This is a genomic window from Paracoccus jiaweipingae, assembly GCF_044335505.1.
Classification (GTDB): Bacteria; Pseudomonadota; Alphaproteobacteria; order Rhodobacterales; family Rhodobacteraceae; genus Paracoccus.
On record NZ_JBISBS010000010.1, the window covers coordinates 21,792 to 31,899 of the forward strand.

At 67.6% G+C, this 10,108-nt stretch carries 9 protein-coding genes; 3 read left to right on the top strand and 6 right to left on the bottom strand.

Features of this window, described 5'->3' with window-relative positions; translation table 11 throughout:
• Nucleotides 1–444: 444 nt before the first annotated feature.
• Entirely contained in the window at nt 445–2,748 is a 2,304-nt protein-coding gene (gene metE, locus ACFXP9_RS14035; protein ID WP_397209372.1) for a 5-methyltetrahydropteroyltriglutamate--homocysteine S-methyltransferase, read from the bottom strand.
• 109 nt (nt 2,749–2,857) lie between these two features.
• On the opposite strand from metE, the gene ACFXP9_RS14040 reads away from it, so the two are divergent.
• The gene (locus ACFXP9_RS14040; protein ID WP_397209371.1) at nt 2,858–3,733 is read left to right on the top strand and encodes a LysR family transcriptional regulator; all 876 of its coding nucleotides are present in this window, start codon (nt 2,858–2,860) and stop codon (nt 3,731–3,733) included.
• 226 nt (nt 3,734–3,959) lie between these two features.
• Here the strand turns inward: ACFXP9_RS14040 and repC are convergent, their stop codons facing one another.
• From repC to repA, 3 genes are all read right to left on the bottom strand, one after another.
• Nucleotides 3,960–5,150: a plasmid replication protein RepC gene (repC, locus tag ACFXP9_RS14045; RefSeq protein ID WP_397209370.1), complete on the bottom strand. Its 1,191-nt coding sequence runs from the start codon at nt 5,148–5,150 to the stop codon at nt 3,960–3,962.
• Nucleotides 5,151–5,337: 187 nt separating this feature from the next.
• Nucleotides 5,338–6,243 (bottom strand): plasmid partitioning protein RepB, encoded by a 906-nt coding sequence (gene repB, locus ACFXP9_RS14050; protein WP_397209369.1) that lies wholly within the window; start codon nt 6,241–6,243, stop codon nt 5,338–5,340.
• A complete protein-coding gene (repA, locus tag ACFXP9_RS14055) occupies nt 6,243–7,430 on the bottom strand; it encodes a plasmid partitioning protein RepA (RefSeq protein ID WP_397209368.1) in 1,188 nt (395 codons plus the stop codon). Before repA ends, repB begins: the two co-directional genes overlap by 1 nt.
• A gap of 281 nt (nt 7,431–7,711) precedes the next feature.
• Here repA and ACFXP9_RS14060 point away from each other — a divergent pair, with 281 nt between their 5' ends.
• Both ACFXP9_RS14060 and ACFXP9_RS14065 read left to right on the top strand, forming a co-directional pair.
• Entirely contained in the window at nt 7,712–7,936 is a 225-nt protein-coding gene (locus ACFXP9_RS14060; RefSeq protein WP_397209367.1) for an AbrB/MazE/SpoVT family DNA-binding domain-containing protein, read from the top strand.
• The gene (locus ACFXP9_RS14065) at nt 7,933–8,322 is read left to right on the top strand and encodes a type II toxin-antitoxin system death-on-curing family toxin (protein ID WP_397209366.1); all 390 of its coding nucleotides are present in this window, start codon (nt 7,933–7,935) and stop codon (nt 8,320–8,322) included. The genes ACFXP9_RS14060 and ACFXP9_RS14065 overlap by 4 nt, the downstream gene beginning before the upstream one ends.
• Nucleotides 8,323–8,329: 7 nt before the next feature.
• On the opposite strand, the gene ACFXP9_RS14070 is transcribed toward ACFXP9_RS14065, so the two are convergent.
• On the bottom strand, nt 8,330–9,433 hold the full coding sequence (locus tag ACFXP9_RS14070) for a tyrosine-type recombinase/integrase (RefSeq protein WP_397209365.1): 1,104 nt from the start codon (nt 9,431–9,433) through the stop codon (nt 8,330–8,332).
• A gap of 454 nt (nt 9,434–9,887) precedes the next feature.
• Nucleotides 9,888–10,108: type I-E CRISPR-associated endoribonuclease Cas2e (gene cas2e / locus ACFXP9_RS14075; RefSeq protein WP_397210298.1), on the bottom strand; the 221-nt coding region annotated here is incomplete at its 5' end.

Genomic DNA, 10,108 nt, shown 5'->3' on the forward strand with positions numbered 1-10,108 from the left:
GCGGGCCGGACGGCTTTGCCAGCGTCTGACCGGCCGCGCCCTCCGCCGTCAGCCACAGGGCCGGAACAGCGCCGGCAAGGCCGGTGTCCAAGAATGATGACCCGCCGCCCAACTGGCTTCGCCCCTCGCGACAGGGCGGAAGATGGGCGCGGGCTGCGCCGCCGCCTTCCCCGCGCGCGGATCGTGCTGTCGTGTCAGACCGAAAAGACCCCCGGAGATCGGTGGGTTTCGGGGGGCGGCGGCTGGTTAGCAGCGGTGCTGTTCAGTGACATTGGCGGTGCCGCGCCCCGGTGAGGGGCGAACTGGGGTTTGCCACCCCCTGCCCCCACGCGCGCCCCGCGCCGTGTCAGGCCGCCAAGCCGCCGGCCACGGCGCGGGCTGCGGGGTGCTGCGGCATTGCCCCCCGGTCGGTCCCCCGGCCACGGCGCGGGCCGGGGGTGCGGGTCATGCGGGGGCCGTGGCCTTTTGCGCCGGGGCGGCGGCGGGGGTGGCCAATTCGGCGCGCAGTTCCTGTGCGCTGGCGACAAGGTTGGTCAGCGCGGCCTCGACCTCGGGCCAGTTGCGGGTTTTCAGGCCGCAATCGGGGTTCACCCACAGCCGGTCCGCCGGGATCAGCGCCGCCGCTGCGCGCAGCAGGCGCGTCATCTCGGGCTGGGGGGGGACGCGGGGGCTGTGGATGTCCCAGACCCCCGGCCCGATCTGGTTGGGCCAGGCGAAATCGCGGAACCCCTCCAGCAGTTCCATGTCAGACCGCGATGCCTCGATCGAGATCACATCCGCATCCATCGCCGCAATCGCCGGCAGGATGTCGTTAAATTCGGAATAGCACATATGGGTGTGGATCTGGGTGTCATCGCCCGCGACCGAGGCCGCCAGCCGGAACGCCCCCACCGCCCAATCCAGATAGGCATCGCGGTCGGCGCGGCGCAGCGGCAGCCCCTCGCGCAGGGCGGCCTCGTCAATCTGGATGATGCGCAGCCCGGCGCGTTCCAGGTCGGCCACCTCGTCGCGGATCGCCAGCGCGATCTGGCGGCAGGTCGCGGACCGGGGCTGGTCATCGCGCACAAAGGACCATTGCAGAATCGTCACCGGCCCGGTCAGCATCCCCTTCATCGGGCGGCTGGTCTGGCCTTGGGCAAAGACCGCCCAATCCACCGTCATCGGCGCCGGGCGCGACACGTCGCCAAGGATCACCGGCGGCTTGACACAGCGCGAGCCATAGGACTGGACCCAGCCCGCGCGGGTGAAAAAGAACCCCGCCAGCCGTTCCCCGAAATATTCGACCATGTCGTTACGCTCGAACTCTCCGTGCACCAGAACGTCAAGGCCGATGCGTTCCTGACGGCGGATGCAGTCGCGGGTCTGGTCCTGAAGAAAGGCGCGATAGGCGGCATCGTCCAGCGCGCCCTTGCGATGCGCTGCGCGGGCGGCGCGGATTTCCGCGGTCTGCGGGAATGACCCGATGGTCGTGGTCGGCAACAGCGGCAGGTTCAGCCGCGCCTGCTGGCGGGCAATGCGGCGGGCAAAGGGGCTGGCACGGCGGTGATCAGCCGCGCTGACCGCCCCCGCGCGGGCCTTGACCGCCGGGTCGTGGATGCGCCCCGATGCCGCGCGCCCGGCAATCGCCGCATCGGCGGCATCAAAGGCCGCCTGCGCCGCCGCGCGGCCATGGCGGGCGGCGCGGGACAGGGCGGACAATTCGTCCAGCTTCTGGCGGGCAAAGGCCAGCCAGCCGCGCAATTCGTCATCCAGCGCGGTTTCCTGCGCCAGATCCACCGGCACATGCAACAGCGAACAGGACGGCGCCACCTGCACCCGGTCCGGTCCCAGCGCCGCCACCGCCCGCTGCGCCAGTGCCAGCGCGCGGGTCAGGTCGCTGCGCCAGATATTGCGCCCGTCGATCAGCCCCAGCGACAGGTGCCGGTCCCCGATCCGGTCCAGCACCGCGTCCAGCTGGCCGGGCGCGCGCACCAGGTCGATATGCAGCCCCGCGACCGGCAGGTCCGTCGCCAGCGCAAGGTTGTCCCCCAGCCCGCCGAAATAGCTGGCCAGCATGATCCGCGGCCCGCACCCGGCCAGCGCGGCATAGGCATCGCGCAGGGCCTGCGCCTCGGGCGGGGTCAGGTCGCGCACCAGCACCGGCTCGTCGATCTGGACCCAGTCGGCCCCGGCCTGATGCAGCGCCCGCAGCACCTGCGCGTAAACCGCCACCACCTGATCCATCCGCGACAACGGCGCCAGCCCCGGATCGCGCGATTTCGCCAGCGTCAGCCATGTCACCGGCCCGACCAGCACCGGGCGGGTGGTGATGCCTTGGGCGCGGGCCTCGGCAAAGCGGGCCAGCGGGGTGTTTTCGGTCAGCGCAAAGCGGGTGGTTTCGGTCAGCTCCGGCACGATAAAGTGGTAATTGGTGTCAAACCACTTGGTCATTTCCATCGCCGGGGCGGTGTCGGTGCCGCGCGCCATTGCGAAATAAGCGTCGATCCCGGTCAGCCCGGCAAAGCGGTCAGGCACCGCCCCCAGCATGACGGTCGTGTCAAGCACCTGATCGTAAAACGAAAAATCGCCCGACGGGATGACATCGACCCCGGCCTGCTGTTGCGCCTGCCAGTTCTGCGCCCGCAGCGCCACGCCGGTGCGGTCCAGCGCGCTGGCGTCAATATCGCCCCGCCAGAACGCCTCGAGCGCCTGTTTCAGTTCGCGCCGCGCGCCGATGCGCGGAAATCCCAGATTTGCGGCTTTGACCATGGTGTTTCCCCCTTGCGACTGGTCCTGTGCTGTGTCGCGCCCTGCCTAGCAACGCTTGCCCATGACGAAAAATGGGAATATCTCACGCATCAATGAACGGAGGTCATGAATGATCGAGCTTCAGCCCCTGTCCATCCTGCGCGAGGTTGCCCGCACCGGCAGCCTGACCCTTGCCGCCGACCGGTTGTGCCTGACGCAATCGGCCCTCAGCCACGCCATCCGCCGGTTCGAGGCCCGCCACAGCGTCAACCTGTGGCAGCGCGAGGGGCGCGGGTTGCGGCTGACCGATACCGGCGAATACCTGCTGGCGCTGGCCAATCGCATCCTGCCCCAGCTGGAACACGCCGCCACGGTCATTGACGATTACGCCCGCGGCCGGCGCGGCGCGATCCGCATCGGCATGGAATGCCACCCCTGCCAAAGCTGGCTGATGCAGGTGATCGACCCCTATCTGACGCAATGGCCGGATGTGGACCTTGACGTGACCTCGGCCTTCCGGCTTGGCGGGCTGGCGGCGCTGCTGGGGCATGAAATCGACGTGCTGGTCACCCCCGACCCGGTGTCGCGGCCCGGTCTGGAATATATCCCGGTGTTTGACTATGAACTGGTGCTGGCGGTGGCCGACAGCCACCCGCTGGCCGGGCAGGACCGGGTGGACCCCGCCGATCTGACCGGGCTGGAACTGGTGACCTATCCGGTGGCGCGCGACCGGCTGGACATCTTTACCCGGTTTCTGATCCCCGCCGGCGCCCTGCCCCGCCGCCACCGCACCGCCGAAACCACCGAGATGATGCTGCGCCTTGTCGCCACCGGCCGCGCGGTCAGCGCCATTCCCGACTGGCTGTTGCGCGATGTGCCCGGCCTGCGCGCGCTGCGCATCGGTGACGGCATCGCCAAAAGCATCCATCTGGGCCTGCGCAACACCCCCGACCGCCCGGCCTTCCTGACCAGCTTTATCGACACCGCCCGCACCCACGGCCCGTAAGCGGCGGGAGGGGGGGGGGCGCGGGCGGCTGGGGCGCTGCTGATCGTTGCCATCGCCGCGTTGCGCATCCGGGGCCGGTGCCGCCCGGTCCACCCCATCGCGGCGCTGTGCGGACGTGGGGCCTGAAGCGGCTTTTCTGGCTCTGGCCGGACCTGCGGCGGACGGGGTGCGCGCTGTCGCTGACACGGGAAGCGGCGGTTGACAGCTGTCAACATCATCCGCCGCCTTATATCGTCCGGCTGTTATCGGCCCGGATCAGCGCCATCACCATCGGCGCGGGGGAAAAGGCCCCGGCCTCGGCTTTGTCGGTCAGCGCCCGAAGATAGCCGCCGGGGCGCATGATCTGACCGGCGCGTTGCAGGATGCAGGCCAGCGTGATCGCGGCATTGGCCTTGCCCATGGATGTGACGGCGCGCCGCCAGGCATCGCTGCTGATCCCCAGCATCGGTCGCAGGAAATCGGCGGTGCGCAGCAGATCCTGCCAGTTTCGGATGCCGTCGGGGGCATAGTCGCGGATCTCGGGCGTGGCTTTCAGCACCAGACCCAGCGGGATTGGCGGTTCATCAGGTGCCGGGGCAGGGGGCAGGGGTGGCGCGGCTGCCGGATGCTTTTGTCCGTCAGGGCAAGGTTCAGATTCGAAAGTATCAGGATTTGAATTCTGATAGTGCCGCCCATTTTCGACGTCATTGCCGTCCATTTCTGATGTTTCTTTTGGCAAAACCTGCGTGATGGCGCGGTGCAGGTCCACCGCGGCGGCGTCCAGTTCCCGCAGCGCCTGTGCCTCGGGCTTTCGGCGCAGGGCGCGTTGCAGCCCGGCCAAAGCGGTGGTCAGCCGGTCCAGCGGTGCGGGGCTGTGATCCTGCGCCCATGCCAACAGCTTGGCCGCGTCGCGCAGCCGGATCACCACGCCCTCGCGCTGACGGCGCAGGGCCAGCGCCTGTGCCCGCGCATGATCGGCCTGCGCGGCAATGCGCGGCGCCTGCACCAGCAGCGGCCGCAGGTCAAAGCCGAACACCCGGTCCAGCGCGCCGCTGATGTCGCGGGTGGCATAGCGCTTGCCGTTGGGGCTGTCTCGCCGCAGGATCAGCCCGGCCCGCACCAGCGCCGACAAATGCCGGCGCAGCGTGCTTTCCGCCATGCCATGCGCACGGTCCGACAGTGCCGCGTTCGAAGGAAAGACGATCAGCCGGTCGTCATCGGCCAGATCCCTGGCCGGATGAAAGGACAACAGCGCCGACAGCACCACAAGGTCGCGGTCGCTGACGCCCCAGACCGCCCGCGCCGTCGTCAGGTCGCGCAGCACGGCCCATTTATCGGGGGTGGTGTCGGGGGCGGGGGCCTCGGCCAGCGCCTGGGTTGCCAGCAGGCCAGCCGTCACCGGCTGCCGCCCAAAGGGCGTCATCGAAATATGCCGCATATCTGCTCACAGGGTAAAAAACCGCTGATCGCCCGACCGGACGCTGTTGACAGCTGTCAACCAAAGCCGCTATCTTCGAGGTGCTAGATCGAAAGAACGGCCCTTCGGGATTTTGTCCTGGGGGGCTTTCTTTTTGGTTCCGTCCCGTTGTGCCTCCGTTGTTGGTTACTGCCTGTTTCCTTCCCGCTTAGGCGTCGTCTTGCCATTCGCGGTGAAGCCGGGTGATGTGATCGACCAGCCAATCCGCGAAATCGCGGCTGGCCTCGTTCAGTTCGATCACGGTTTTATCGTTCTTCTTCCGCGCCTTGCCGATCACGCCGCCATCTTCGGCGGTCAGCGGGCGCGGGGTGCCGGGGTCGGGGCGCGGGGTCTGGACCGCTGCCAGAACCGCCCGAAAGCGGGTGTCGGAATCGGGGCCTTGCGCGGCGCGCAGCAACATCGCCGGCGACTGGCCGCGCGCCAGCCGCGCCAGCAACAGCCAGCGGTCACGCCCCGCCGACGGGGCCGAGCCGATGGCCTCGATCAGCCGCTGCGGCAGGATGTCGGTGATGCTCAGCATCCGCGAAATCACCGTCTTGTCGATCGACAGCGCGTCGCAGATCACCTTGCGGTCAAAGCCCATCGCCACCATCTGCGCGGCGAAACTGGCCTTTTCGATAAAGGACAGATCCTTGCGCGCGGTATTTTCCTGACCCTGCGCGACGATCAGTTCCTTGTCGTTCAGCTGCCGCAGCATCGCCTTGACCGGCTGGCCAAGCGCCCGCAGCGCGGCAACGCGGCGGCGGCCGTAAACGACCTCGTACCGGCCCTCGACATTGGGGCTATGGCGCAGCAGCACCGGCACCTGCTGGCCATATTCGCGGATCGATTCGGTCAGCGCCGCCAGCCCCAGCGGGTCCTGGTCCAGCCGGTCGCGCAGCCCGGCATCGTCGATCATATCGGCGGGCACATCGACAATGGCGCGGCTGCGCAGATCGTTGATCGACTTGGACACCGCGCCGATGGCGCCGCGCTCGTATCGGGGCAGGGCGCTGGCGCCGGCTTTGGGGGCGGGGCTGTCCATCAGGCCCTTCAACAGGTCTTTGCGTGCCATTATTCAGCCCCCCCACGGCCCCATGCGGCCTGAATCAGATCCTCGATTTCGGTGTTGACGGCGTTCAGGCTTTCTATCGCGCGCTCATAGGTGGCGCGGGTAAAGGCTGATTTTTCAACCTCATACAGGGTCTGCTTGGTGATCCCGGCATCCGAAATCGCGGTCGATTTCAACACCGGATGGTTCAGCACATGATCGCCAAACAGCGACCGCATGAAACTGACCATCTGGTTTTGCGGCCCGTCGCCCGGCTCGTAGCGGGTGATGACGTAACGCATCCAGTCGTAATCCATATCGCCCCCGGCCTCGGCCACCACCCCCAACAGGTTCGAGGTCATCAGCAGAAACTGGCACATCGACATCACATCCAGCATCTGCGGATGCACGGTCACCAGAATCGCGGTGGCCGCCGACAGCGCCGACATGGTCAAGAACCCCAGCTGCGGCGGACAGTCGATCACCACGACATCGTAATCCGCCTGAACCCCGGCCAGAGCATCACCGATTCTGGTAAAGAAAAACTTACCCGACCGTTCGATGATGGCGCGCGGGGTGTCGTGTTCGAACTCCATCAGCTCAAGATTGCCGGGAATCAGGTCCAGATTGGTGAAATAGGTGCGTTGCACGATGTCGCGCAACGGCACCGGGTCGTCATAGCGAATCGCATCGTAAATCGTGCCGCCATCCATCAGGTCGAATTCCGGCTGCACCCCGTGCAGCGCCGACAGGCTGGCCTGCGGGTCCAGGTCGATGGCCAGCACGCGATAGCCATCCAGCGCCAGCTTTTGCGCCAGATGCGCGGCGGTGGTGGTCTTGCCCGAGCCCCCTTTGAAATTGATCACGGTAATGACCTGCAAATGGTCATCCCCGCGCCGCCCCGGCAAATAGGTGCCGGGCGATTTCGCCCCTTTTTCAAGCAGTTCGCGCAGTTCCTGAATCTCGGCCGGGCTGTAATAGCGCCGCCCCCCGGCCCGCGTTTCGGGGCTGGGGCCACGGCCTTCCAGATCCAGCTTGCGCAGATAGGCGTCCTTGACCCCCAGCAATTCCGCGACTTCGCCGCTGGTGAATTTGCGCAGCTGGCGGCGGGCATCGGGCGGGAAAAGCTGCGCGCGATGGGCTTGCAGCCGTTCCGACAATGCCTGTGCGTGGTCCCCGACCAGCTGGTCGATGCGGGTTTTCTGACGCATACTGCCCTCAACCATGTGGCCTCAACCATGTGGCGGCCCGTGGCGTCCGAACGCTTGTGCGATGCGTTTGTTACGCTTCTGACCGTCTTATTCTCTCTGCTCCGTAAATAAATGACCGCCTGCGCCGATTCCCGCAAGTCATTTTTTTCGCCCCCGCCCGTTTCGGGCAAACGCATCCCGCCCGGTTCGGGCAACCTATGGGGGCAGGGCAGCATCCGGTCCTTGCCGCCGCGCCGGTTTAGGTATATACAACAGGGCATACACCCGGCATCGGAGGCCCCATGTTCGAGACCCGAATCCGCAAGGTCGGCAATTCATCCGTCGTCACCCTGACCGGGGAAATGCTGGCCGCCATGGACGCCAAGGAAGGCGACACGGTTTATGTGCTGCGCCGCGACGATGGCGGGCTGACCATCCTGCCGCACGACCCGGCGCTGGCGGCGGCGCTGGCCGCGGCTGAAACCGTCATGGATGACAATCGCGACCTGCTTCAGGCGCTGGCGTGACGCCGGTCTGGGTGCCGTTTCAGGCGGCGCTGATCATTCACGACCGCCAGATCGCCCGCCATGGCGGCGCCCCCGGCATCCGCGACCGCGCCCTGCTGGAGGCCGCGATGGCCCGGCCCCGCAACCTGTGGGCCTATGACGCGCCGGGGCTGGACCATCTGGCCGCGGCCTATGGCTTTGGCATCAGCCGGGCGCACGCATTTGTCGACGGCAACAAGCGCACCGCCATCGTGACCGCGCTGACCTTTTTGCGGCTGAACGGTCAGCTTATGCGCCCCGACCCGCTGGACGGGTTGCGCATGGTCGAGGATCTGGCCGCCGGCCATATCAGCCAGCCCGATTTCGCCGCCTGGCTGCGCGCCGGCATGACCCCGCTGACCGTGTAATCGCACCTCAGCCCAACAAATTTGCGGCGGGGTTATCTGCGATTTCGATATCGGCGTAATATCGCTGCGCCTGTGCGGGGCTGCGGTGCAGGGACAGTTGCATTGCCGCGGCCAGGGGTGCGCCGTCCAGCGCGGCCTGGGTCAGGAACCCGGCGCGCAGGCCATGGGCACTGGCAAAGCCGGGCGGAAAGCCTGCCAGTTCCAGCCGGTGGCGGATGATCTGGCGCAGCCCGTCGGCTGACAGGCGCCGGGGCAGGGGGCGGTCGGCCAGGCTGACGGGGCGAAACAGCGGCCCGTCGGTGATGCCGGTCAGGCGCAGCCAGTCGGTCACCGCCTGCGCCGCGCGCCCCCTCAGCGGCAGGCGCGGGGCCTGACCCGGCGCGGTGGTTTTCGTGGTTAACAGGCGGATGCGGATCAGCCCGCTGGCGGCGAAATCGCGGTCGTCGAGATCGTCGCGGTTCAGGGCCACGACCTCGGACCGGCGCCGCCCGCCCGAGGCCCATGCCAGCATCAGCGCCGCCCGGTCGCGCGTGCCGCGGTGGCTGTGATCACAACTGGCCAGCATGGCCTCCAGCACCGGGCGGGTGATCGGGTTGTCCGATTTCGGCGCCCGCGCCCGCGCCGCCGCGCGCCGGGCCTGGGCGCGGGCCTGCCGGATCAGCGGCGCGTCAAAGGGGCTGGCCAGGTTCTTCATCCGGTGGAAGGCGCGCCAGCTGGCGATGCGGCGGTCCAGCGTGGCCGGCGCCGGACAGTCCAGCCCGCGCCGCAGCCCCGCCGCCACCAGCGCCTGTGCCGCATCGCGGGCCGGGCCGGGCTGGTCGTTCAGGTCGGAGGCGTGATCCAGCACGAAACGCAGGGCGACCTGTTCGGCCTCGGGCCAGTCGGGGGCGGTGCCGAAGGCGGCCTGTTTCCAGGCGGTGATATAGGCCAGATCGCGTTCCCACGCCCGCAGCGTATTAGCCGGGGTGCCGCGCCGGTACAGATCGGCCAGCGCCTGCGCCTGATCCGCCGGCAGCGGCGGCAGCGGCAGGGCAGGGCGCGCGGGGGTGGGGCGCGCGGGGTTGGGGCACGGGCGGTCGGGGGTCAGGTCAGGGGGGCCGGGTGCTGTCATGGGCCTGATTTCGGCAGCTTCCGGGGGCGCTGTCAACAGTCCTGATAATTGTTCCTTATCGGGTGTGTTTGTTGTCCATCGTGCGCGCCTGTGTGCGCCGCATAAACGCCTTATTCTGCGGATGTGAGCTACCATCACGCTTTCAGCCAAGAAAGAAATTGAGGGCACAACAAGGGGCTGGCCGCGCCCCTGCGCGCGGCTGGCGGTGCACAGAACCGCCATCGACCCCGCCCGTGCAGCACAGCCCCCACGACGACAGCCCCGCGCCAATAACAACACCCCCCCAGCCTGATCGCGGACATTTAACCTGCATCCCCGCGTGGGCGGGGAACAGTCAATAACCAGACCCATTTCATCTGGGAATCCCGGTTCATCCCCGCGTGGGCGGGGAACAGTCTTGTTGCAGCGCGTTGATATTACGGGCTTATCACGATGTCAAAAAGCGCACGGGGGTTTATGGTCCCTTTTTCGGGGCAAAGCTGACCAGGTTCAAGCCGTCGAAATCCACTGGCATCCGCCGGTTGCGGCCCGTGGTGCGGAACTGAAAGCCCTGATCGGTGGGGGCGGTCCAGATCATCACCGCATCGCCGTCGTCGATAAAGGCCGCGATCTGATCCCAGATCATCTCTCTCGTGCGGGGGGAATAATCGCCCACGAACACGCCGGCGCGCACCT

What these genes read in the sequence shown, in the direction of transcription:
- metE (WP_397209372.1), bottom strand. Translation starts at nt 2,748, where the DNA reads ATGGTCAAAGCCGCAAATCTGGGATTTCCGCGCATCGGCGCGCGGCGC.
- ACFXP9_RS14040 (WP_397209371.1), top strand. Translation starts at nt 2,858, where the DNA reads ATGATCGAGCTTCAGCCCCTGTCCATCCTGCGCGAGGTTGCCCGCACC.
- repC (WP_397209370.1), bottom strand. Translation starts at nt 5,150, where the DNA reads ATGCGGCATATTTCGATGACGCCCTTTGGGCGGCAGCCGGTGACGGCT.
- repB (WP_397209369.1), bottom strand. Translation starts at nt 6,243, where the DNA reads ATGGCACGCAAAGACCTGTTGAAGGGCCTGATGGACAGCCCCGCCCCC.
- repA (WP_397209368.1), bottom strand. Translation starts at nt 7,430, where the DNA reads ATGCGTCAGAAAACCCGCATCGACCAGCTGGTCGGGGACCACGCACAG.
- ACFXP9_RS14060 (WP_397209367.1), top strand. Translation starts at nt 7,712, where the DNA reads ATGTTCGAGACCCGAATCCGCAAGGTCGGCAATTCATCCGTCGTCACC.
- ACFXP9_RS14070 (WP_397209365.1), bottom strand. Translation starts at nt 9,433, where the DNA reads ATGACAGCACCCGGCCCCCCTGACCTGACCCCCGACCGCCCGTGCCCC.